Consider the following 23,025-nt stretch of genomic DNA (forward strand, 5'->3'; position numbering starts at 1 on the left):
CCAAGAGCCCCATGCAGCAGACGATGAAGGCGCTGGTCAAGCGCAAGCCAGAACAAGGCATCTGGATGGAAGAAGTGCCGGTGCCGCAGGTCGGCCCGAACGAAGTCCTTATCAAGATCGAGAAGACCGCCATCTGCGGTACCGATCTGCACATCTACAAGTGGGACGAATGGTCCCAGCGCACGATCAAGCCCGGCCTCACCATCGGCCACGAATTCGTCGGCCGCATCGCCGAAATCGGCCCGGGCGTCACCGGCTACAAGATCGGCGACCGCGTGTCCGCCGAAGGCCACATCGTGTGCGGCCACTGCCGCAACTGCCGCGCCGGCCGCCAGCACCTGTGCCCGAACACCTTCGGCATCGGCGTGAACCGCAACGGCGCGTTCGCCGAGTACATGACCATGCCGGCCTCCAACCTGTGGCCGATCCCGGACCAGATCCCCTCCGAGCTGGCCGCCTTCTTCGACCCGTACGGCAACGCCGCGCATTGCGCGCTCGAGTTCGACCTGATCGGCGAGGACGTGCTCATCACCGGCGCGGGCCCCATCGGCATCATCGCCGCCGGCATCGCCAAGCACGTGGGCGCGCGCAACGTCGTGGTCACCGACGTCAACGATTACCGTCTGAAGCTGGCCGCCGACATGGGCGCCACGCGCGTGGTGAACGTCGCCAACCAGCCGCTCAAGGACGTGGTGAAGGACCTGCACATCGAGGGCTTCGACGTGGGCCTGGAAATGAGCGGCAATCCGCGCGCCTTCGGCGACATGCTCGACTGCATGTACCACGGCGGCAAGATCGCCATGCTCGGCATCATGCCGCGCGGTGCCGGCATCGACTGGGACAAGGTGATCTTCAAGGGCCTCACCCTGCAGGGCATCTACGGCCGCCGCATGTACGAGACCTGGTACAAGATGACTCAGATGGTTCTCACCGGCTTCCCGCTGCAGAAGGTGCTCACGCACCAGATCGCCATCGACGATTTCCAGAAGGGCTTCGACCTGATGGACGCCGGCCAGTGCGGCAAGGTCGTCTGCTCCTGGACCTGATGCGGGCCGCCTGAACCGGCTTGCCTGATCCGCCCCTCCGACGGCTTTCCCGGCGAGTACACTCCGCCGGGGAATCCGGATTGTCCGAGGAGTTGGCGGCATGGAAACACGCAAGACCAGGGGCAGGCTTTACCTGGACCGGGGCCGGGAACGCGCCCTGGTTCTTTACCGGTCGCGGCGCACCCGCCGGATCGTCGCCGGCGTCCTGATCGCGCTGGTCGCCTTCGGCCTGCTCGGCTTCTTCGCCGCTCCGCCCCTGATCCGCTCGCAGGTCGAATCCCGTGCCGGCGCGGCCTTGGGGCGCCCGGTAACGGTGGGAGGACTCTCCCTCAATCCGTTTACCCTGAAGCTCACCGTCGAGCGCCTGCACATCGGGGAAGCGGACGGCAAGACACCCTTCGTGGACGTGGACAGGATCACGGCGAACGCCTCGTGGGCGTCGCTTTTCCGCGCCGCGCCAATCCTCGATGCGCTCGAGGTGAACGGGCCGAAGGTGCGCCTGCAACGAACCGCGCCGCAACGCTTCAACTTCTCCGACATCCTCGACCGGCTCGCGTCGGGACCGGCCGCACCCGACGAGGGGCCGGCGCGCTTCGCCGTCTCCAATATCGCCGTCCACGGCGGCCGGGTCGACTTCGACGACCGCGTGCTCGACGCCACGCACCGCCTCGACCGGATCGAACTCGGCATTCCCTTCCTCGCCAGCCTGCCCAGCGCCACCGACATCTATGTCCGGCCGCTGCTCGCGATGAACGTGGATGGCAGCCCGCTCCGCGTCGACGGCCAGACCAAGCCGTTCGCCGGCAGCCACGAATCGTTGGTCAGCTTCCACCTCGACCACCTGGACCTGCCCCGTTACCTCGGCTTCGCGCCCACGCCGCTTCCGGTCGCTGTACCCAGCGGCAAGTTGTCCGGACGGCTGGACCTGCGTTTCACGATGACGGACGCCAGGCCGCAGGTGATCCTTAGCGGGCGCCTCGCCGTCGACGACCTGAAGATCGCCGAGAAAGGCGGCGCCTCCATCCTCACGCTGGGTCACGGCGACGCCGCCCTTACCGCGATCGAACCGCTGACCTCGCGCTACCGCCTGGGAACCGTCGCACTCGACCGTTTCGGCGTGCGTTACGCGCGACTGCCCGGCGGACGCAGCAACTTCGACGCGCTCACCGGAGGACCATCCGCGCCCCCGCCGCCGCCGGACGCGAAACCGACCGATGTGCGCATCGACGCGCTCGTCCTGAAGGATGCGCGCATCGAATACGCCGACCTCGCGGCACCCGCGCCGGCACGGCTGCTGCTCGAAGGCGTGCAGGGCAGCATCCGCGGCCTGAGCACCGTGGCCGCCCCCGTGGCGAACCTCGACCTCGCCGCACACATGGCGGGCGGCAAGGTCGCCACGAAGGGCACGCTGGACCTCGCCGCCAGCCGCTATGCCGGCACGCTGTCGATGACGAACGTGTCGCTCGCCGACCTGGTGCCGCTGGCACCGCCGCCGCTCGATGCCGACATCGCCGGCGGGAGCCTGGGCGCGAACGGCGAACTCGCGCTCGACTGGCACGAGGCAGCCACCGTGAAGATCGCCAGGGCGCAGGCGAACGTGGACGGCTTCCGCCTCGTCCCGCGTCACGGGCGTGCCGCTCCGGTGACCTGGACGTCGATGAAGGCGTCGATCGCCCTCGTCGACCTCGCCACCAGCGAGGCACGCCTCGACAGCCTTTCGCTCGACGGCCTCGCGCTGGACCTGCGTCGCCTCGCCGACGGCAGCTTCGACCTCGCCCACGTGATGATGCCGACGCCGGCGGCGAAGACCTCAGGGCCGCCCACGCCCGCGTGGCGATGGAGCATCGGGCACGTCGGCCTCGGCGACGGCACGCTGACGCTGCGCGACCCGAAAATACGGCGCCGGGCCGGCAGCATCGAACTCAAGGCCACGGCGTTCGGCATCGACGGCCTGTCCGACGACATGAAGAAGCCGGTGACGCTCGACCTGAAGGGTACGCTCGGCAAGGGAACGTTCGCCGTCACCGGCAAGGTGCGGCCGCAGCCCCTCGACGCGCAGCTGGTCGTGAAGGCGAAGCAACTCAACGTGGCGCCGTTGCAGGCGCTGGTCACCGTGCCCCTGAACGTGCGCATCGCCAGCGGACTGCTGAGCCTCGACGGCCGCGTTCGCTACGAGGACCGCGGCGCGGCGCCTGCGCGTATCGCCTACCGCGGCGAAGCCACGCTGGGCCGCGTGCGCGTGCTGGACAAGGTGACCGATGCCGACTTCCTCCGCTGGAATTCGCTCAGTGCGTCCCGCATGGCGATCCGCCTGGGCGAGGACGTGCCCCACGTCGACATCGGCGGCCTCGCGCTCGACGACTTCTATGCACGCGTGATCATCAACGCCAACGGACGCACGAACCTGCAGGACGTCGTCGCCAGCCCGGAAGCGCCGGGTGCGGTCTCGGTGACCGAGGCGCGGGACGCGTCCACGCCGGCACCGGCGCCCGCTCCCGCGGCGACAGCCGCGTCCCCCGCTGTCGCCGCGGGCCCGGCGGCGGACATCCAGATCGGCCAGGTGTCCCTGACCAGGGGTCATCTCAACTACACGGACAACTTCATCAAGCCCAACTACACCGCCGACGTGACCGAGCTCACCGGCAAGATCGGCGCGTTCGGAACGACCGGCGGCGCCGCGCCCGCGGAGTTGACCGTGCAGGGCCAGCTCGACGGCAACGCGCCCGTGGACATCCGCGGCACCGTGAACCCGCTGACACCCGTGGCGTTCCTCGACATCACGGCCAAGGCCGACGGCATCCAGCTCGCCAACCTCTCGCCCTACTCCGGGAAGTACGCCGGCTACCCGATCACGAAGGGCCGCCTCAACGTCGACGTCCACTACCTGCTCGACCAGCGCAAGCTCACCGCGGACAACCACATCTTCATCGACCAGCTCACCTTCGGCGACCGCATCGAGGGACCCGGGATCAGCCACCTCCCGGTGAAGCTCGCCGTGGCCCTGCTGAAGGACAGCCAGGGGCGCATCGACGTGCACGTTCCCGTCAGCGGCTCGCTCGACGATCCGCAGTTCAGCGTCGGCGGGCTGGTCTGGCGCGCCATCGGCAACCTCATCGTGAAGGCGGTGACCTCGCCGTTCAGGCTGCTGGCCTCCGTGGGCGGCGGCGGTGGGCGCCAGGACCTCGGCTACATCGAATTCGCGCCCGGCTCCGCCGTGCTCGACGCCGACGGGCAGGCGAAGCTGGCCGAGATCGTGAAAGTGCTGGCGGAGAAACCCTCGATCAGCCTCGACATCGTCGGCCGCGTCGACCCGGAAAAGGACGAAACCGGCCTGCGCAAGGTCATGGTCGACGACCTCGTCCACCAGGAGCAGGTCAACGCGAAAGACGACGACACGACGCCGCCGACGGACGAGGAACGTGAGAAGTATCTCGAACGCGCCTATCGGCACGCCTCGTTTCCCAAACCGAAGAACGTGATCGGACTGTCAAAGTCACTGCCGCCCGACGAGATGCGCGCACTCATGGAGGCCAACATGCCGGTGGATGCCGATGCCTTGCGTCATCTCGCGGAGCGGCGCGCGGGAGCCGTACAGCAGTGGCTACAGGGGAAGGTGGACGATAAACGCGTGTTCGTCGTGGCGCCGAAGACCGATGCCAAGGGGATCGACGACGGTGGCAAGACGACACGCGTGGATTTCGGCCTGCACTGAGACGGGACGTCCAGGTTTTCTCATCCGGGGAAAGGTCCCACAATAGGAGTCTTCCTATATACAAGGCCTCCCCGACATGTCCTATCCCGGCCAGACCCGCTTCGCCAGCGAGCTCGACGCTATCCGCGAGCAGGGCCTGTTCAAGAACGAACGGGTCATCGTCTCGCCGCAATCGGCCGAGATCGAGCTGGAAGGAGGCCGCAAGGTCCTCAACTTCTGCGCGAACAACTACCTCGGCCTGGCCGATCACCCCGACGTGATCCAGGCCGCCAAGGAGGCCCTGGACACGCACGGCTTCGGCATGGCCAGCGTGCGCTTCATCTGCGGCACGCAGGACCTGCACAAGGCGCTCGAACGGAAGATCGCCGAGTTCTTCGGCACCGAGGACACCATCCTCTACGCCGCCTGCTTCGACGCCAACGGCGGCCTCTTCGAACCGCTGCTGGGCGAGGAGGATGCGGTCATCTCGGACGCGCTGAACCATGCGTCGATCATCGACGGCATCCGCCTGTGCAAGGCCAAGCGCTTCCGTTACGCGAACTGCGACATGGCCGACCTCGAGGCCCAGCTGCAGGCCGCCGACGCCGCCGGCGCGCGCACCAAGCTCATCACCACCGACGGCGCGTTCTCGATGGACGGCTTCGTCGCCCCGCTCGACGAGATCACCGCGCTGGCGCGCAAGTACGGCGCGCTCGTGCACATCGACGAATGCCACTGCACCGGCTTCCTCGGCGAGACCGGCCGCGGTTCCGCCGAGCTGCACGGCGTGATGGACAAGATCGACATCTTCACCGGCACCTTGGGCAAGGCGCTCGGTGGCGCGCTGGGCGGCTTCACCACGGGGCGCCGCGAAGTGATCGAGATGCTGCGCCAGCGCTCGCGCCCGTACCTGTTCTCGAACTCGCTGCCGCCCCACGTGGTTGCGGCGGGCATCAAGGTGTTCGACATGCTCGCCGCCGCCGGCGAACTCCGCGAGAAGGTGAAGGAGAACACCCGCTACTTCCGCGAGAAAATGACCGAGGCCGGCTTCGACATCCGTCCCGGCCAGCATCCGATCGTCCCGGTGATGATCTACGACGCCAAGCAGGCGCAGGCCATGGCGGCCGAATTGCTCGAGGAAGGCATCTACGTGACGGGCTTCTTCTTCCCTGTCGTCCCGCAGGGCAAGGCGCGCATCCGCACGCAGATGAGCGCGGCGCATACGCGCGAGCACCTCGACCGTGCCATCGCGGCGTTCACCAAGGTCGGCAGGAAACTCGGCATCCTGAAAGCCTAACGCCGGCGCAGCGCCGACACCTCGTCCGCGCCCAGGTACCGCCACTGGCCCTTCGGCAATTCGCCAAGGGCCAGATCGCCGATGGCCACCCGCACCAGCCGCAACACGTCGAAGCCCAGGGCCGCCAGCAACCGTCGGATATGCCGGTTGCGGCCCTCTTCCAGCACGACCGCCAGCCAGGCGTTGCGCTCGCCCTGGCGCAGCAGCGTGGCCGCCGTGGCACGCAACGGCTCGCCGGCCTCGACGACGCCTTCGAGCATGGCGGCGATCGTCGCCTCGTCGGGCCTGCCGGCGACCTGCACATGATAGGTCTTCGGCACGTGCGTCACGGGATCGGTGATGCCCGCCGCCCACGCGGTGTCGTTGGTCAGCAGCAGCAGGCCTTCGCTCGCCTTGTCGAGTCTCCCGACGGGGCCGAGCCAGGGCAACCCGGCGCCTTCGAGCAGCGAATACACGGTATCGCGTCCCCGCTCGTCCGCGGCGGACACGACGATGCCGCGGGGTTTGTTCATGGCGATGTAGACCGGGGCGGCGGCGTGCGCCGACTCCCCGTCCATCTCGATCCGCTCGTGACCCGCGATGGGAAATTCAGGGTCGCGGACGAGGCGCCCGTCGACGCGCACCCGCCCTTCCCTCACCAGCCGCTCACCCTGGCTGCGCGAACAGATACCGCGCTTCGACAGCACGCGGGCGAGGCCGTAGACAGGAGTGGAGGAGCGGCGCGGAGGAGGCATGCGGGACAGGATAAAAAAAACGGCATGCCGGAGCATGCCGTTTCGGAAATATGCGTTGGAGGTGACCGTCAGATCTTGGCGATGCCTTCGGGACGCTTGGCGCCGACGAAGTGCTTGGCCCAGTAAGCCTCGTTGAGGCTGTCGACGCGGACCGTCTTGCCCGCCGACGGCGAGTGGATGAACTGACCGTTGTCGATGTAGATGCCGACATGCGAGATGGCCTTGCCGCGAGTGCGGAAGAACACCAGGTCGCCCGTCTTCATTTCGTTGCGCTTGACCTTCAGGCCGGCGAGGAACTGGCTGGCGGAGTTGGTCGGGAGATCGAGGCCGATGCTGTGCAGGAACACGTAGCGGACGAAACCGCTGCAGTCGAACCCGGTGGACGGTTTGCGGCCGCCGCGGTGGTAGCGGATGTCGCGGAGCTTCATGGCGAAGGCGAGAAGCGCCTCGCGGGCGTGGCCGTCGACGTGGCCGGCCAGCTTGTCGGTGGCGGCGGCGACGAGGCTGTCACCGTCGTCGTCGGAGGCCGCGCCGTCATCGGAGGCGGCGGTATCGGCCGCCTTCGGCGCGGCGATCGTAGCGATATCGGAAACGGTGGACTGGGCCAGCGCGGTGGCCGGGGCGAACACCGGCAGGTCCGTGAGAAGGAGCGTGGCGGACTGATCAAGACCCTGTGGAGCGGTGATCGTGTCGGCGATGGCGGGTGTTACGGCGGCGATACAGCAGGAGGCTAACGCGAGAGCGGTCAGTCGCTTTAAATACATGAGCGAAAAGGCCTATTCATCGTGAGGTTAAGCCGCCGTGAAGGTGAGACGACCGTGAACGAGCGGTGAAGTTACCAAACCGCCTCCCCCTAGTTGTTGGCATAAAGTTAAAAACGACCATTCCTAGGAAAGATTCAGACTAGTCGCAAAGAAATGCGGCTTTTCGGCCAAAAACCTGAACAGGTTTAGGCACTTGCCTTCACATTCGTGAGGACTGACGGATAGCCCGCAAGGCCTCCGGCCGCGAATCGCAGCGGTCAGACCTTGTAGGATCTTGCCCCGAAGATGGCCGAGCCGATCCGCAGCTCGGTACTGCCTTCGGCAATAGCGAGAGCGTAATCCCCGCTCATGCCCATGGAGAGGCGATCCACCGCGTGGCCAGCCTCGCGGGCCCTGTCACGCAGACGATACAGGGTGCGGAAGCACGCTCTCACCCGCTCCTCGTCCTCGCTCGCCTCGGCGAGCGTCATCAGTCCGCGCAGGCGCAGCGAGTGGAAGGCCTTCAGTTCGTCGAGGAACGGGAGCAGGTCGGCGGGGGATATCCCCGATTTCGTTTCCTCCGGCGAGGTTTTTACCTGCACGAGCACGTCGATCGCACGGCCGCGCGCCTGCAACGCCTTGTCCAGGGCCACGGCGAGGTCGGGGCGGTCGAGCGACTGAACCTCGCTGGCGTAGGTCGCGACCACCTTCGCCTTATTCGTCTGCAGGTGGCCGATGACCACCCATTCCAGGTTTTCCCCGGCTAGCGCCGTTGCCTTCGCCTGGATCTCCTGTGCCTTGTTCTCCCCGAAACGACGCAAGCCCAGACCGACGGCCTCGCGCACGATATCCACGCCGAAGGTCTTGCTGACGGGAAGCAGGACGACCTCCGCCGGATCGCGTCCCGCCTGGCGGCAGGCATCGGCCATCGACGCCCGCACGGCAGCGAGCCGCCCCGCCAGCGTCGAGACGTCGAAGGTCATGCCTTCGACGCTTCCTGGAAGTGGCGTGCCACCACGTCGGCCACCACCATGCTCACGCGCTTGCCGGTGGGGATGTGCAGGAATTCGTTCGGCCCATGCGCATTCGAGTGCGGACCGAGCACGCCCGTGATGAGGAACTGCGCCTGCGGGAATTTCTCCCCCAGCATGCCCATGAACGGAATGCTGCCACCCTCGCCCATGTACGCGGCCGGTGCGCCGAAATAATGCTCGGAGGCCTTCGCCACCGCTTCCTCCAGCCATGGCGAGAGCGCCGGCGCGTTCCAGCCGCTGCCGTCCTTCTCGAGGTCGAAGGTGACCTTCGCGCCGTACGGCGGGTCCTTCTCCAGCAGCTGCTTCAGGAACTTGCCCGCCTGTGCACCGGAAAGCGTCGGCGGCACGCGCAGGCTGAGCTTCACCGAGGTCTTCGGACGCAGCACGTTGCCCGCGCTGTCCAGCGGCGGCATGCCGCCCACGCCGGTGACGGCGAGCTGCGGGCGCCATGTGCGGTTGAGCACCAGTTCGGCCAGGTCGTCGGTGACGGGCTTCATGCCGTCCACGAAGGGGAACTTATCGTAGACCGCGGTGCCGAGCACCTCGGCCGAACGCCGCGCCTGCTCCATGCGCTGCGGCGGGATCTCGACGTACAGTTCCTTCGGCAGGATGCTGCCCGTCTTCGCGTCTTCCAGGCGGCCGAGGATGTCGCGGAGGATGCGGAAGCTCGACGGCACCACGCCGGACGCGTCGCCGGAATGCACGCCCTCTTCCAGCACCTGCACGGTGAGGTTGCCGCCGGTCATGCCGCGCAGCGACGTGGTGAGCCAGAGCTGGTCGTAATTGCCGCAGCCGGAGTCGAGGCACACGACGAGTGCCGGATTGCCGATGCGGTCGGCGAGGTGGTCGACGTAGTACGGCAGATCGTAGCTGCCCGACTCCTCGCAGGCCTCGATGAGGATCACGCAGCGCGCGTGCGGCAAGCCCTGGTCGCGCAGCGCGAGCAGCGCGGCGAGCGAACCGAAGATGGCATAGCCGTCGTCGGCGCCGCCGCGACCGTAAAGCTTGTCGCCCTTGATCACCGGCGTCCACGGACCGAGGTCGTCCGCCCAACCCGTCATCTCCGGCTGCTTGTCGAGGTGGCCGTAAAGGACGACGGTTTCGTCCGTGCCCTTGCCCTGCACGCCCTGCGCGGGTACGTCGATGTAGATGAGCGGCGTGCGCCCTTCCAGCCGCACGACCTCCAGCGAGGCACCCTCGAACGCGGTCAGCTTGGAACGCGCCCAGGTCTCCATGAGCGCCACCGCCTGGTCCATGTAGCCATGCTCGCGCCACTGCGCGTCGAACATCGGCGACTTGTTCGGGATGCGGATGTACTCGACGAGTTGCGGGACGATTTCCGCGTCCCAGAGGCCGCTGACGAAAGAGGAAATGCGGGAGGTATCCATGGCTGGCCACGCTCGTTGGTCAAAGGCCGATTGTAACAGCGACGACGGTGAGGCCCGCTGCGGTGTGGGAAAACGCAGGCCTTTCGCGCCGATAACGACGCACACGGCGTCCCTCCGGGCACCGGTATGCGCGCCGCGCAGCGCATTCCAGAGTGCGCCTGCGCCATCCGGCGTTCCTGAAGGAGAACCATCTTGAACCGCACTCTCGTCGCCCTCGCCTGCCTCCTGCTTGCGCCACTGGCGTCCGCCTCCACGCCGGTGAACATCAACACCGCCGATGCCGCCACGCTGGCCCAGTCGCTCGACGGCGTCGGCATGGCGAAGGCCCAGGCCATCGTGGCGTGGCGCGAAACGAACGGCGCCTTCGAATCCGCCGACCAGCTGACCCAGGTGAAGGGCATCGGCAGCTCCCTCGTCGACCGCAACCGCGAGGCCATCCAGGTGGACGGCGGAAAGCCGGCGAAGAGGGCGAAGGCCGCCCGCCGGGGCAAAGCCGGCGAGGAGGATTGAACCGCAGGGCGAAAGCGCTACACTCGCGCCCCATGCCGGGGACGCACTTGCGTCCCCGCATGGAACAGGGGCTTGATGAAGCAATGATCCTGCCGCGTTACCGCATCGCCGATTCCGCCATCCCCGGCGCCGGCAAGGGCCTGTTCGTCGACGAATTCGTGACGGCGGGACGCATCGTGACGGCGCCCGACCAGATCGACCGCACCCACAGCTGGGCCGAGATCCTGGCCTCTCCCGCGCTATCCGCCGACCTCCACGCCGCCGCCCGCTGGTTCGAGGACCGCTACACCGTCTCGCCCGAGTGGCCGGACGAGTGCTATGTGAACCATAGCTTCGAGCCCACCGGGCTCTGGCACCTGGGGTTCATCTTCGCCGCGAAGGACCTCGCCCAAGGCACTGAAATCACTGTGGATTACCGGCACCTTCTCGCTCCCGGCCAGGACGAGAGCTTCCATGACGCCGCCACTGGTGAGAAAATAACCGGCTTGTCCTGGCAGGAAAGCCTCGCGCGGAGCACACGCGCCCTGGCTCTCCTCCTGGGCTGACACCTGGTCACTTCGATGGCAATTGCAGACATCCCCGTCCTGGAAACGCCGCGCCTGCGGCTCACCGCCCTTACCGAACGCCACTTCGACGATTACGCGGCCATGCTCGCGGACGCCGACAGCACGCGTTGGATCGGTGACGGCCAGCCGCTGGATCGCATGAATGCCTGGCGGTCGATGGCGATGCTGCTCGGCCACTGGGCGCTGCGTGGATGCGGGATGTGGGCCATCGAACTGAAGGACACCGGCGAATTCATCGGCCGCGCGGGCCTGATGAAGCCCGAAGGCTGGCCCGACCTCGAGTTGGGCTGGATGCTCAAGCCCGAGCACCGCCATCACGGTTATGCCACCGAGGCGGGCGAGGCGATCCTGGACTACGCGTGGAAACAGATGCACGCGCAGCGCGTCATCAGCCTGGTGCGCATCGGCAACGAAGCCTCCGACCACGTCGCCGAGCGCCTCGGCGGCGAACACATCGACAACATCGACTTCCTCGGCGGCGCGACCCACCTGTTCGCGTACTACCCGCCGCACCGGGCCGTCCGTCGCGCGGGCTGACCGAGGCTCGTTCGACTGCGGAAAACAAGGATGTCATAGGGCCGGCGCGAAATCGCTGCGACGACGGCGATGCGTCCCCACCGCCACGAGTCCCGCCAACGCCAGCAGGCGCGCGGTACGCATCCAGGCCACCACGACCACGCCTATCTGCACGATGAGAATGCCGAGCGGCAGGCCGCCGCCGACACTCGCCGTGTGACCGCGCCATGAGGCGATGGCCACGAGCAGCGCGCCTCCGGCCAGGGTGATGACGAGATAGACGAACAGCGTCGCGAACGGCCGGCGGACCAACAGCATGACGCCCCGGCCCAGTGCGCGGAAAGCGGACCGCAATCCGATATCCGCGATGAACTGCGCGCGCGCCGATTCCACGATCGCCTGCGCGATCACGAAAAACAGCACCGCCACGGCCAGCGCGCCATGGCGGTAGCCGTCCGCGGTCGACGCCAGCAGCGCCGCATCGATCTTGTCATCGGCGAATGAAGACGCCCCGTAGGCCGCGGCGACGAACAATCCATACGGAATCAGGGCAAGGATCGACAGCCGCAGCATGCGCCCGTATTCGGCGGCGCCGCCCTGGAGCAATCCAGCGAATCCGAGTGTGCGATGGGCGCGCCCGCCGGCCACGATCATGCCGGCGAGGAACGGTGCGGTGAGAAGGGTCAGCAGCATGCCGGCGACGTAGGCCATCCCGGTCCACCCATGGTCGTCATGCAAGGCCGCGAGCACGTCGCCGAACAGGAGGCCGTCGAAATTCGCGGCCCAGGCGTCCGCGTGCACGGCATGTCCCAGCAGGTCGTCGAGCATCCGCCACAGCGGCAGCGCGATCACCATCGTCGGCAGCAGCGTGACGAAGATCCACAACAGCATCAACCGCCATTGCAGCGCCGCGATGCTGCCGCGTCCGATGGCCGCGAAGGAAGAACGTCGTTGCTGGCCGTTCATAGCGTCCCCAGGAGCGCGTAGATACCTTGCAGGAGAGCGGCGAAATCCGCCCCCCATCGATTCGATGCGGCGTGGTTCGCCTCCACCGTGCGGCTATCGTTGAGCTTGTTCGAGTCGAGGTAGATCTTCCGCTCGGGATCCAGTTCGGCGGACGCCGCCTTCACCGGCTTGACGAACGCGAAGCGCGCCCAGCGACGATCGTCGTCCCAGCGCACGGTCTCCACGGAGCCGTCCATGAAGGTCACCTTGAGCGTCTGCGGCACGGGCGACGCGTCGCGCCGTACCGTCACGATCGTTTTCCAGGGGAACGGTCCGGTGCCCGGCTTCGCGTCGGGATGCGCCTTCTTCCAGGCATCGCGCTGCTTCTCGATCGCCTCGTCGTTGTCCTCGGAACTCAGTTCCTCGCGATGGCCGTCCTTCACGCGGGTACCCGCGAGCGGCAGTACTTCCTCGCTGACGATGTCGCTCACGCGGTCGTCGATGCGTTCGGTACCGTAGACGTACTGGTCGAACACCTGCGCCACCACCTCCGGCTTGCCGGAGACCGCGGCGAGCGTGGCCTGCAAGTCCCCGATGCCCGGATGACGGAAATGCCACGTGGCGTAGTACTGGCGGAAGGCCTTCTCGGTGACCTCCTTGCCGAGGCGCTCCTCCAGGTCGTGCATCGCCGTGGCGGTGCGCGAGTAGACCGTGCCGTAGTCGGCGCTGGACAGGCGGTCCCACGCGTTCTGTCCGAGCGGATCGGATGGATGTCGCAACGTCCCCGTCATGCGCTCGAGCATGAAGGCGTCGAGCGGCGGTTCCACGCCGAAGAACTGCAAGAGCGGCTTCGTGAGATACACCTTCTGCCCGCGCTCGCGGAGCATGCGATCGTCCCAGTACTCGTTGAGCCCCTCGTCGAGCATCGGTTCCTCGAACTCGTTCGACGCGAGCAGGCCATAGAAATACCCGTGCCCGAACTCGTGGATCGTGACGAAATCCAACAGGTACTCATCCAGCGTCTTCGGCTTCACTTTGACGAAGCTTTCGGCCGTGAAGAAAGTCGGATACTCCATGCCGCCCGCCTCCGACGCATTGAACGGCGGGACCACGGCGGTCAGCGTCTTGTAGGGATACGGTCCCAGCGTGCCGGAGAAATAGGCAAGCGAGTCGATGGACGCCTTGAGCACCGGCTTCGCGCTGGCCTCGTATTCGGGCGGATAGACCACCCGCACCTTCACCCGCGGACTCCCCGGCCCCGTGTACTCGCCATCGAGCGTCTTGTAGCCCGGAGCTGCCATCCACGCGAAGTCGTGCACGTCGCCCTGGATGAAGTGCCAGGTAAGGTCATTGCCCTCGGGCGTGGGATCGCCCTGTTGTTCACCGACGGCGGCAACCAGGTAATCCTTCGGCGCGGTCACCCGCACGTCGTATTCGCCGAAGTCGGCGTAGAACTCGCTGTTGAAATGGAACTCGTGCACGTTCCACCGCGGTTCGGCGGCACCGCGCTCGCCAGGCAGCTCGAGCACGCCGATCTTCGGGAACCACTGACCCACCATGTGGAACTTGCCGACGTAGCCCGTGCGAATGATGACCCGCGGCAATTGGCTGTGGAAGTTCATGTCGAGCGTGACACTGCCGCCCGCGGGCACCGGCTGCGCAAGATCCACGCGCACCACGGTGTGGTCCGTCTGGGGACCGCCATCGGGATGCACGTAACGCCATTTGAGCGCCGCGCCATCCTGTTCGACGTTGCCCAGGTCGATGTAACCCCACTCGCCCTTCTTCACCGGCGCGATACCGCGCGACCCCCCATGCGCGGCCAGGAGGCGCCGCTCGGTGAAGAACGTACTGCCCTCCCCCTCGAAGGCATTGAGGTAAAGATGCAGGAACACCGCCGACACGGGCCGGTCGCTGCGATTGCGCCAGGTAAGTTGTTGCTGGCCGTCGACCGTGTGCTTCACCGGATCGAGCCGCGCCTGGATGCGATAAGACACCACGCGATCGGAGAGCGTGGCTTCGCTTCCCGTACGCGGTCCACCCCATGCCGTCGGGGCACTTGGCACGCGGACAAATCCGGCATGCGGCAAGGCGAAGGGAATCTCGGCGGGCGGGGCCTCCGAGGTGGGCGCCACCGCCGGTGCTGCCGATGCTGCCGGTGCGGGAGCGTCCTGCGCCCATGCGCCGCCGGCACATAGCAGCACACTGGCCACTGTCGAACGAACGATTCTGGCTGCCTCTCGGCGCATCGGTTCCATCCTCCCCTAGAAGCGAACGAGATTGCGTCGCCGGGGGCGTAGCCGATATAGGCCAGAGGTCACGGTTCGACGGGGGCGATGGAGGAGCGAGCATGGGGTGCCGGCTAACCGGCGAAAGCGTTCTCGCGCATCCATTTGGTGAGGATCCACTTTTCGCCGGCGAGCACCGGGGCGCCGCCATGCAGGGACAGCGGGTCCAGTGAGCCGTCGGGGGCCGTGTATTCAAAGTACAGGGCCTGTCCGCGACGAGGCACGTAACTGAAGTCGATCCGCGGGAAGATCGTTTCGCCGCCGGCCTCCACATCGTCGAGGTACATGATCAGCGTGGAAACGCGCTGGCCGCCATGGCGCAGGTGCGGCTCGCTACCCGGATCGTCGGGCGGGAAGAAATCGAAGTGCGGCACGTATTCGGCGCCGACGCCATAACGCATCGCCTGCAGCCCTTCGCCATGTTCCCCGTCCATGCCCATGACGGCAGCGGCGCGCGCGTCGATGCGGGCGATGAGTTCGGTTTCGCCCCGGCCGAAGTTCGCGCCTTCGCTCGTGCGGATGTCCTGCACCACGCCGACACCGGTGCCGGGATTGACCACCTGCGAGCGCGCGAGCCGCGTCCGCGCCAGCTCGCGGAGCATGAAGCATTCGTCCGCATCGAGCACGTTGTCCAGCAAGGCGATGGTCGGACGCGACACGCGCACGAGGACACGGATATCGCGGTCGCCAGCATGCAGGACGTGCCCCTCGGCGAGCCTGCTCGTGAACGCCGCCGCCGTCGTCGCCGCAGGGGACGCGACAGGTACTGCGGAACCGAATACCGCATCCGCGATGGCGTCCCTGGCGGCACGCTCGTCGAAGCGGTTTTCCTTCATGGTGGCGAGCAGTTCGGCCGGCGGATGGCCGGCGGCGAGGGCTTCGCCGATCCAGCGATGCCAATCGGGGGTAACCTTCGTGTGCAGGCGAGTCTCCATCGCAGCCATCCTAAGCCACGCCAACGTCCGCGGGTACCCCATGTCCAGTCATGCCAAAGGTCCGTTCCAAGTCACCCTCACCCCTGCCGGTGCGCCCGACGAGGGCGACGGTTCCTCCCTCGGTGCGCTGACCATCGCCAAGGTCTTCCACGGCGACCTGGAAGGCACGTCGAGGGGCACGATGCTCACCGCATCGAGCACCGGCACGCCCGGTTCCGCCGCCTATGTGGCGGTCGAGCGGGTCGATGGCGTTCTCGGCGGGAAACACGGCAGTTTTTCCCTCGTCCATCGCGGCGTCATGTCGGGCGCCGGGCGCGATCTGGTCATAACGATCGTCCCGGACTCGGGGGCGGGCGAACTGACAGGTATCTCGGGCAGCATGACGATCGCGATCGCCGAAGGCGGCGCGCACAGCTACGAACTGAGCTACACGCTGCCCTGATCCCCGGCCAGCCACGCGAGCTTCTTCGACTTCGGCAGGCGCTTCACCGCATGCTCCGCCTTCGACGCCGCGGAGCGATCGGCGAAGGCGCGCGAACCGAGCAGGCGCACGGGTGGATTCGCTCGCGTATAGCGGGCGCCCTTCCCCGCCACATGCGCGGCATAGCGTGCCTCGAGGTCGTTGGTGATGCCGGCGTACCAGGCGCCATTCCGGCATTCGATGAGATAGACGCACCACATGGCGCAAAGCCTAACCGATGATGTGCCGATGAATACGACTTACAACCTCGCGGTGAACTTGCCGCTGCGCGCGGAAACCGCGGCGATGCTCGGCGCGGCGCTCGGCGCGATGACGGTGAAGGCCGACGATCTGGGCTACCCGGATCCGGCGGGCTCCCTCGCCGTCAGGCGATCGATCGCCCGGTGGCTGGAGCAAGCGTGCGGCTACGGCCCCCTGGACCCTGCCCTCATGGTGCTGACGAACGGCGCGCGCCACGCGCTCGGCCTGGCGCTTCGACAGGCCGGTCCGCCGGCGGCGGTGCTGGTGGAAGAACGGACCTACCAGGGTTTCCGCGCACTGGCCGACGGCATGGGCATCCGTTGCGTCGACGTTGCCATGGACGAGCAAGGCATGCGCCCCGACGCATTATTGGAAGCGCAGGAACGCAGCGGTGCCGCCGCGGTCTACGTCCAGCCCACGCTGCACAATCCCTCCACGATCACCATGCCGTTCTCCCGCCGCATGGAAATCGCCGCCGTGGCCGGCATGCGCGAACTGACGATCATCGAGGGCGACGTCTATGCGCCGCTGGCCTGGCACGGTCGCGACGCGGTGCCACCCTTCGCCGTCCTCGCGCAGGGCCGCACCCTGAATGCGGGTGGCATCGGCAAGATCCTCGGTCCGGGATTGCGGATCGGCTGGCTGCTGCATCCGGAGGCAGGCGCGCAGGAACGCAGCAGCGCCGTCATCCAGCGGGAGCAGGACGGATTGCCGACGCTCTTGCCGTCCGTGGTCGCGCGCTGGATGGAGGACGGCACGGCCCAGGCGCGGTTGGGGCAACTCGCGGCGGCCATGGCGCAGCGTGCCGGGATGGCGCGGCGCATCGTCGGCCCGGGACTCGTCACCTCGGCCGCGAGCCTGCATGCCTGGTTGCCCTGCACCCAATCGGCGGCGCTGGAACGGCGCCTCCTCGCGCGCGGCGTTCGCGTCGCCGCCGGCGCGGGGTTCGTCGGCGCGGGGGCCGATGCCGGCGGCATCCGCCTTGCCCTCGGTGCCGAGGAAAGCCTCGAACGGCTCGAGGACGGGCTCCGCATCGTGGCGGAGGAGCGCTGAGGCTCAGTCCTTCTTCGCGGCCGTCAGCTTCTCCAGCGCCTTGCCGACCGCCGCGAAAGCGAACGCACCGGTGACGTGCGTCGCCGCGCCCAGGCCACCGCCGCAGTCGAGCTTGAGCGCATCGGCACCCGGCGGACGCACGCCGCAGACGCTGCCGTCCGCCTGCGGATACTGCACGTTCTGCAACGAATACACCGCGGAGACGCCGAAGAAGCGGTCTGGATTGCGCGGGAAGCCATGTTCCTGGCGGAGCTTCTTGCGGATCATGCTGAGCATCGCGTCGTGCTCCGTGCGCGAAAGGTCGCGCACGCGGACCTGGGTGGGATCCGTGCGGCCGCCCGCGGCGCCCACGGTGACCAGGGGCAGCTTGCGTCGGCGGCACCAGACGATCGTCTCCAGCTTTACCTTCAGCGCATCGCAGGCGTCGATCACGACGTCGTAATGGCGATCCAGCAGATCGTCGAGGGTGGACGGCGTGAGGAAACGCTCGATGGCCTCGAGCCGGATCGTCGGGCTCACGGCGTGCATGCGCTCCGCCATGACGCCGACCTTCGGCTTGCCGTACTGCCCGTCCAGCGCGTGCAGCTGGCGGTTCGTGTTGGACAGGCAGACATCGTCGCCGTCGATCAGGGTAAGCCGGCCGATGCCGCTGCGGGCCAGGGCCTCGGCGGCCCAGGAGCCCACGCCGCCCACGCCGATGACGCAGACGTGCGCATGCGCCAGCCGGTCGAGGCTGCCACGGCCATACAGGCGTTCGATGCCGGCGAAACGTTCGGCCTGGGCCGTGCTCACGGAAAACTCGCTGGAAACAGGGGCGTCCATTGTCTCATATCGAAAAATTGTAGCTGTGGGCTATGCTGACGCCCTCGTGCTGCGATGGACCCCCGATGCGCCCGCTGCTTCTCGTCATTCTTGGCCTCGTCGTGGGCGCGATGGGCGCCACGTTCGCCCTTTCGGCGCTGCGCCAGGGCACGCCATTCCACCGGGGCGTGATGGCCGTGATGCAGCACCACATGGGGGTTCTGCGCAGCAATGTGCGGGCCAGGCAGTGCGATGCCAAGGCCACGGCGAACCGCTTCTCGCGAATGCGCCAGGCGGCCGGCGATCTGCGCGAAGCCTTTCCCGACATGGACGCATCCTTTTACGAGGCGGCCGGCCGGCTCGACCAGGCCCTCGACGGTGCGGCGGCGACGGCGCCCGCCACCTGCGAGGCGCTTGCCCGGGCGGTCGCCCCCGTCGGCGAGGCCTGCCAGGCCTGCCATCGCCAGTACCGATGAACGTCGCGGATCCGCACAAGCCGGCGCGCCCGCGTCAATTCTTCCGCATGCAGCTATGGCTGCTTCTGCGGGCGTTCGCGCGCTTCGAAACCACCATGTTCCTGCGCACGCGGTACTCGCAGCCGAAGATGGTGGCGATCGGTGTCGTGGGCAGCTTCTGCCTCGCGGTGTACTACCCGGTCTGGGCGTATCTCTTTCCCCAGCCGTATGAAAATCTGCCGATGCGGCTGGTCTGCAGCGCCACCTTCATTCCGCTGGCGTTGCTGCCGTGGTGGCCACGCCGCCTGCGCACCCACCTGCCGACCTACTGGTATTTCGCGATGACGGTGGCGATGCCGTTCTTCGTGGGCTACATGACGCTGCGCAACGCCACGCCCGCATGGCTGATGACCCATCTCGCCTGCGTGATGCTGCTGATGATGCTGTTCGACATTGCCAGCTTCCTCGTGGTGTTCAGCATCGGCAGCCTGCTGGCCGGGCTGGTGTTCGCCCTCTCCCCCGAGGCGCACCTGCAGACGCGGACGATGCTCGAATACATCCCCCTCCTCTTGTTCGGCATGGTCGGCGGCGCCACCTGCACCGTCTCCTCGAACATGGCCGAGCAGTCGCGCATCGACGCGCTCACCGCCGCCTCGAACAACATCGCCCACGAACTGCGCACGCCGCTGGGCTCCCTGCGCATCGCCGCGCGCGCCGTGGCCCGTTTCATGCCGGACCTGATCCGCAGCCACCGGCTGGCCGAGCATGAAGGGCTGGCCGTACCCGAGGTGCGGGCGCAGAACCTGCACGCGCTGGAGCGCAGCATCGGCGTGATGGAGCGCGAGGTCACCTACGCCAACACCATCATCGACATGCTGCTGCTCTCGGCCCGGCCGATCGGCGAGGTGCCCCTGACGCTGCTGGCCGCGCGCGAGTGCGTGGAACAGGCGCTTCGGCGGTTTCCCTACGGTTCACGGGCGGAGCGCGAACGTATCACCCTGTCGCCCACGGGCGATTTCCCCCTCCTGGGCGAGGAAGCGCTGGTGGTCCACATCCTGTTCAACCTGCTGCGCAACGCCCTCTTCCATACCGACCGGGCCGGCAAGGGCGACATCCAGGTGTTCGTCGAGCCCGGCGAACAGGCCAACCGGATCCGCGTCCACGACACCGGTCCGGGGATTCCCCCGGACGTGGTGCCCCGGATCTTCAACCGCTTCTATTCCTACGCCAGCGACAGCGCAGGGGCCGGTACCGTGACCGGCCTGGGAATAGGACTCGCTTTTTGTCGCGCGGCGATGGAGCATATGGGCGGTGGCATCGCATGCCGTACCAATCTGGGCGAATTCACGGAGTTCACCCTCACCTTCCCGCATCCGGAGACCGGGGACCGGCAGTGATGACGTTGAGCTCGCAGGGCGATATCCAGCCTTTCCATTTCCCGACCACCACGGTGCTCGTCGACGACCACGAGGAGTACCTCGAGGTCGTGCCGTTGCTGCTCGACCCGATGATGCGCGTGCGCACGTTCAGTTCGCCACGCAGCGCCCTCGCCACGCTCGGCAACAACGGCAGCCGCCCCGTGCCCGGCGGCGGCTGGCTGTACCGCTGGAAGGACCGCCCCTCCGAGACGCAGGAGCTGGTGGCGCTCGACATCGACTCCATCCACCGGGTGGTGTACGACCCCGAGCGCTTCGCCGAGATTTCGGTGGTCGTGGTGGACCAGGCCATGCCGGAGATGGACGGCATCACCTTCTGCAAGCGCCTGCCCAACCCGCATATCGGCAAGATCCTCCTCACCGGCCGCGCCGACGACGCGACGGCGATCGACGCCTTCAACTCGGGCGTGATCGACCGCTTCATCCGCAAGAACGATCCCGCCGCCATCGAGAAGCTGCAGACGGCGATCACCGAGCTCCAGCACCGCTATTTCGAGCGCGCCAGCGCGTTCGTGGCCGAGACCCTGGCCCTGGGCAATTTCCGCTTCCTGCGCGACCCCGCCTTCCGCGAGGTGCTGCAATCGGTCACGGCCACTTTCCAGCCTGTGGAGTGCTACGTCCACTGCAATCCCACCGGCCTCCTGCTGGTGGATGCCTGGGGTATCGGGCGTTTTCTCCTCGTCCAGACGGACGAGGACCTCCGCACCCACTATGAAATTGCGGCAGATCTGGGCGCGCCGCCGGCCGTGCTGGAGGCGCTGCGCAGGGGTACAGCCCTGCCCTGGTTCAATTCGCGCGACGGCTTCTACCACAAGGGCGTGGCGGACCCGGAGTCGCAGCTCCACGCGGCCACCGCGGTCTCCGGCGAGCAGTGGTATTACTACGCCCTCATCGACGATGTGCAGCGTTTCCGTCTGCAGCACGTCAAGTCCTACCGTGCCTGGCTGCGCGAGCAGGACCTCAGTCTGGCCGCCGACAGCAGGTCGCGGTTCATCTGACCGCTCTCAAGGCTTCGCGATTCCCAAGCAAGCGCACCACCCGTTCCGGACCCTCCGGTGCGCAAGGTTCGCGTTGCCTGGAAAAAACTCGTTCGGACGACACGGTCCGCACAACGTCTCTCTGTTAATGGCTTGAGGGGCGGGGGTCCCACGGGACTCCCGGCAATGCCCTCCCTCCCGATTACGCGCCTGCCAGGGCGAGGCCGGCGCGCGCGCCGTCACGACTGGCGGTGGCGCGGATTCGCCCGTCCCTTGACCAGAGAGAGAGATGATCCATGGAAAACGTTTCCATCCTGCACCCGATCGCCAAGGCACCGGCACTCCCGGACTTCGTCACGCGTAGGGTCGACCGATTTCACAACGAACGCGTGGCCGTCGATTGGGGCGGACGTCACATTTTGAGGGGACGGCGTCCAGGCGCCGGCGACCTCATGCTGCAGAGCAACGACTACCTCGCCATCGCCGGCCATGCGGCCATCGTGGAGGCCCAGCGGGAGGCCCTGGCGCGAGGCGGGCTCGGCATGATGATGTCCGCGCTGTTCCAGCAGGACGAAGGCCAGCCGCTGCATCGCGTCGAGGCCGAACTGGCCCGGGCCGTCGGCAGCGAGGACGGCATCCTCGCCCAGTCGGGCTTCGCCGCCAACGTGGGCCTGATCCAGTCCATCGCCGGGGAGCGCGTGCCGGTGTACATCGACATGCTCGCCCACGCCTCTCTCTGGGAGGGTATCCGCAGTGCGGGCGCCAAGGCCGTATCGGTCCTGCACAACGATATGGCCCACCTGGAGCGGCAGGTGCTGCGCAACGGTCCGGGCGTCATCGTCGTCGACGCCGTGTACAGCACCAACGGCAGCCTCGCACCGCTCGTGGAGATCGCCGACATCGCACAGGCCCAAGGCTGCGTGCTGGTGGTGGACGAATCCCATTCGCTCGGCACGCACGGCCAACGCGGCGAGGGCCTCGTCGCCGCCCTGGGCCTCAACGACCGCGTGCACTTCGTGACCGCCAGCCTGGCGAAGGCCTATTGCTCGCGCGCGGGCTTCATCGCATGCACCACCCGCTTCAAGGATTATTTCGGCTGCGAGGCGTTGCCCGCGATCTTCAGTTCCTCGCTGCTGCCGCACGAACTGGCCGGTCTCTCCGCGTCGCATCGGGTCATCCAGACGGAGGGCTGGCGGCGCCAGCGCCTGCGCGCGGTCACCCGCCACGTCCGCGGCGAGCTTGCCGCCATGGGGTATCCCATCGGCGACGGCACCGAGCAGATCGTCGCCTTCGAGGCCGGGCAGGAGATCCTCACCGGCCGGGTGCGCGACGTTATGGAACGGCACGGCGTGTTCGGCTCGGTGTTCAGCGCGCCGGCGACGACGGTCAGTCGCTCGCTCCTGCGCCTCACGCTCAACGCGGGAATGAGCGATACCGACGTGGAGCGGCTGCTGGAGGTGTGCCGCCAGGCGCGCGACGAGATGGACCTGGACGCCTGGAGCGCCTCGCGGCGGGCGCAGCGCGACGCGGGCCGGCAGCCGGTATCGGCCGAAGTGGCGTGAGGAACGGCGCGGGCGCGCTCAACGCAAGGAGACGCGCCCGCGCAGGATGTCCCGGAACATCGCCCAATCGCCCATCAGGCTGTAGACCGGGTGTCGGAACGTGGCGGGCCGGTTCTTCTCGAAGACGAAATGGCCGACCCACGCGAAACCGTAACCGCCGACCAGGGCCAGCAGCAGCCACCACGGTTCTCCCGTGGCGACGAGCATGCCCAGGGCAAACAGCACGACCCAGCTCCCGGCGAAATGCATTCGGCGGCAACGGACGTCCGCGTGCTCGCCCAGGTAGTAAGGATAGAACTCGCGAAAACTGCCGAAGCCTGCCATACG

At 67.4% G+C, this 23,025-nt stretch carries 22 protein-coding genes; 12 read left to right on the plus strand and 10 right to left on the minus strand.

Annotated features, from left to right (window positions below; translation table 11 throughout):
* Nucleotides 1–11 precede the first annotated feature (11 nt).
* The 3 genes from tdh (at nt 12) to kbl (ending at nt 6,034) form a co-directional block, all read left to right on the plus strand.
* Complete coding sequence (gene tdh, locus HBF32_RS07110; RefSeq protein ID WP_193570335.1) at nt 12–1,046, plus strand: L-threonine 3-dehydrogenase; 1,035 nt, start codon at nt 12–14, stop codon at nt 1,044–1,046.
* Nucleotides 1,047–1,146: 100 nt separating this feature from the next.
* Nucleotides 1,147–4,758: a DUF748 domain-containing protein gene (locus HBF32_RS07115; RefSeq protein WP_166698992.1), complete on the plus strand. Its 3,612-nt coding sequence runs from the start codon at nt 1,147–1,149 to the stop codon at nt 4,756–4,758.
* 76 nt (nt 4,759–4,834) lie between these two features.
* On the plus strand, nt 4,835–6,034 hold the full coding sequence (gene kbl / locus HBF32_RS07120; protein WP_166698993.1) for a glycine C-acetyltransferase: 1,200 nt from the start codon (nt 4,835–4,837) through the stop codon (nt 6,032–6,034).
* Here kbl and HBF32_RS07125 read toward each other — a convergent pair.
* The 4 genes from HBF32_RS07125 to HBF32_RS07140 all read right to left on the minus strand — a co-directional run bounded on the left by HBF32_RS07125 (nt 6,031) and on the right by HBF32_RS07140 (nt 9,933).
* Nucleotides 6,031–6,768 carry a pseudouridine synthase gene (locus HBF32_RS07125; RefSeq protein ID WP_166698994.1) on the minus strand — a complete coding sequence of 246 codons (738 nt, stop codon included), beginning with the start codon at nt 6,766–6,768 and terminating at the stop codon, nt 6,031–6,033. The two genes, kbl and HBF32_RS07125, sit on opposite strands and share 4 nt — an antisense overlap.
* Before the next feature lie 68 nt (nt 6,769–6,836).
* Entirely contained in the window at nt 6,837–7,397 is a 561-nt protein-coding gene (locus HBF32_RS07130; RefSeq protein WP_338039743.1) for a C40 family peptidase, read from the minus strand.
* Between the two features lie 392 nt (nt 7,398–7,789).
* Complete coding sequence (locus tag HBF32_RS07135) at nt 7,790–8,494, minus strand: YggS family pyridoxal phosphate-dependent enzyme (protein WP_166698996.1); 705 nt, start codon at nt 8,492–8,494, stop codon at nt 7,790–7,792.
* Entirely contained in the window at nt 8,491–9,933 is a 1,443-nt protein-coding gene (locus HBF32_RS07140) for a M20 family metallopeptidase (RefSeq protein ID WP_166698997.1), read from the minus strand. Before HBF32_RS07140 ends, HBF32_RS07135 begins: the two co-directional genes overlap by 4 nt.
* A 192-nt stretch (nt 9,934–10,125) precedes the next feature.
* Between HBF32_RS07140 and HBF32_RS07145 the strand changes: the two genes are divergently transcribed.
* From HBF32_RS07145 to HBF32_RS07155, 3 genes are all read left to right on the plus strand, one after another.
* The gene (locus HBF32_RS07145) at nt 10,126–10,443 is read left to right on the plus strand and encodes a ComEA family DNA-binding protein (RefSeq protein WP_166698998.1); all 318 of its coding nucleotides are present in this window, start codon (nt 10,126–10,128) and stop codon (nt 10,441–10,443) included.
* Between the two features lie 83 nt (nt 10,444–10,526).
* Nucleotides 10,527–10,988, plus strand: coding sequence for an SET domain-containing protein-lysine N-methyltransferase (locus HBF32_RS07150; RefSeq protein WP_166698999.1), 462 nt, complete (start codon nt 10,527–10,529; stop codon nt 10,986–10,988).
* Nucleotides 10,989–11,009: 21 nt separating this feature from the next.
* A complete protein-coding gene (locus HBF32_RS07155) occupies nt 11,010–11,546 on the plus strand; it encodes a GNAT family N-acetyltransferase (RefSeq protein ID WP_166700459.1) in 537 nt (178 codons plus the stop codon).
* A 33-nt stretch (nt 11,547–11,579) separates the two neighbouring features.
* On the opposite strand, the gene HBF32_RS07160 is transcribed toward HBF32_RS07155, so the two are convergent.
* From HBF32_RS07160 to HBF32_RS07170, 3 genes are all read right to left on the minus strand, one after another.
* Nucleotides 11,580–12,491 carry a hypothetical protein gene (locus HBF32_RS07160; protein WP_166699000.1) on the minus strand — a complete coding sequence of 304 codons (912 nt, stop codon included), beginning with the start codon at nt 12,489–12,491 and terminating at the stop codon, nt 11,580–11,582.
* A complete protein-coding gene (locus HBF32_RS07165; protein ID WP_240147798.1) occupies nt 12,488–14,719 on the minus strand; it encodes a M1 family metallopeptidase in 2,232 nt (743 codons plus the stop codon). Before HBF32_RS07165 ends, HBF32_RS07160 begins: the two co-directional genes overlap by 4 nt.
* A gap of 113 nt (nt 14,720–14,832) precedes the next feature.
* Nucleotides 14,833–15,693, minus strand: coding sequence for a 2OG-Fe(II) oxygenase (locus HBF32_RS07170; protein WP_166699001.1), 861 nt, complete (start codon nt 15,691–15,693; stop codon nt 14,833–14,835).
* Nucleotides 15,694–15,733: 40 nt separating this feature from the next.
* Here HBF32_RS07170 and HBF32_RS07175 point away from each other — a divergent pair, with 40 nt between their 5' ends.
* A complete protein-coding gene (locus HBF32_RS07175; protein WP_166699002.1) occupies nt 15,734–16,135 on the plus strand; it encodes a DUF3224 domain-containing protein in 402 nt (133 codons plus the stop codon).
* Here the strand turns inward: HBF32_RS07175 and HBF32_RS07180 are convergent.
* A complete protein-coding gene (locus HBF32_RS07180; protein ID WP_166699003.1) occupies nt 16,120–16,374 on the minus strand; it encodes a GIY-YIG nuclease family protein in 255 nt (84 codons plus the stop codon). The two genes, HBF32_RS07175 and HBF32_RS07180, sit on opposite strands and share 16 nt — an antisense overlap.
* 28 nt (nt 16,375–16,402) lie before the next feature.
* Here HBF32_RS07180 and HBF32_RS07185 point away from each other — a divergent pair, with 28 nt between their 5' ends.
* The gene (locus HBF32_RS07185; protein WP_166699004.1) at nt 16,403–17,467 is read left to right on the plus strand and encodes an aminotransferase class I/II-fold pyridoxal phosphate-dependent enzyme; all 1,065 of its coding nucleotides are present in this window, start codon (nt 16,403–16,405) and stop codon (nt 17,465–17,467) included.
* A 3-nt stretch (nt 17,468–17,470) separates the two neighbouring features.
* Here the strand turns inward: HBF32_RS07185 and HBF32_RS07190 are convergent, their stop codons facing one another.
* Nucleotides 17,471–18,289 carry a tRNA threonylcarbamoyladenosine dehydratase gene (locus HBF32_RS07190; RefSeq protein ID WP_166699005.1) on the minus strand — a complete coding sequence of 273 codons (819 nt, stop codon included), beginning with the start codon at nt 18,287–18,289 and terminating at the stop codon, nt 17,471–17,473.
* Nucleotides 18,290–18,354: 65 nt separating this feature from the next.
* Between HBF32_RS07190 and HBF32_RS07195 the strand changes: the two genes are divergently transcribed.
* The 4 genes from HBF32_RS07195 to cqsA all read left to right on the plus strand — a co-directional run bounded on the left by HBF32_RS07195 (nt 18,355) and on the right by cqsA (nt 22,698).
* Complete coding sequence (locus HBF32_RS07195; protein WP_166699006.1) at nt 18,355–18,744, plus strand: cytochrome c; 390 nt, start codon at nt 18,355–18,357, stop codon at nt 18,742–18,744.
* A complete protein-coding gene (locus tag HBF32_RS07200; protein WP_166699007.1) occupies nt 18,741–20,120 on the plus strand; it encodes a sensor histidine kinase in 1,380 nt (459 codons plus the stop codon). The genes HBF32_RS07195 and HBF32_RS07200 overlap by 4 nt, the downstream gene beginning before the upstream one ends.
* A complete protein-coding gene (locus HBF32_RS07205; RefSeq protein ID WP_166699008.1) occupies nt 20,120–21,157 on the plus strand; it encodes a response regulator in 1,038 nt (345 codons plus the stop codon). Before HBF32_RS07200 ends, HBF32_RS07205 begins: the two co-directional genes overlap by 1 nt.
* A gap of 275 nt (nt 21,158–21,432) precedes the next feature.
* Nucleotides 21,433–22,698, plus strand: a complete 1,266-nt coding sequence (cqsA, locus tag HBF32_RS07210; RefSeq protein WP_166699009.1) for an alpha-hydroxyketone-type quorum-sensing autoinducer synthase — start codon at nt 21,433–21,435, stop codon at nt 22,696–22,698.
* Between the two features lie 18 nt (nt 22,699–22,716).
* Here cqsA and HBF32_RS07215 read toward each other — a convergent pair whose 3' ends face one another.
* On the minus strand, nt 22,717–23,022 hold the full coding sequence (locus HBF32_RS07215; protein WP_166699010.1) for an Mpo1-like protein: 306 nt from the start codon (nt 23,020–23,022) through the stop codon (nt 22,717–22,719).
* Nucleotides 23,023–23,025: the final 3 nt, after the last annotated feature.

This window comes from Luteibacter yeojuensis (genome assembly GCF_011742875.1).
In the GTDB taxonomy this organism is placed as follows: domain Bacteria; phylum Pseudomonadota; class Gammaproteobacteria; order Xanthomonadales; family Rhodanobacteraceae; genus Luteibacter; species Luteibacter yeojuensis.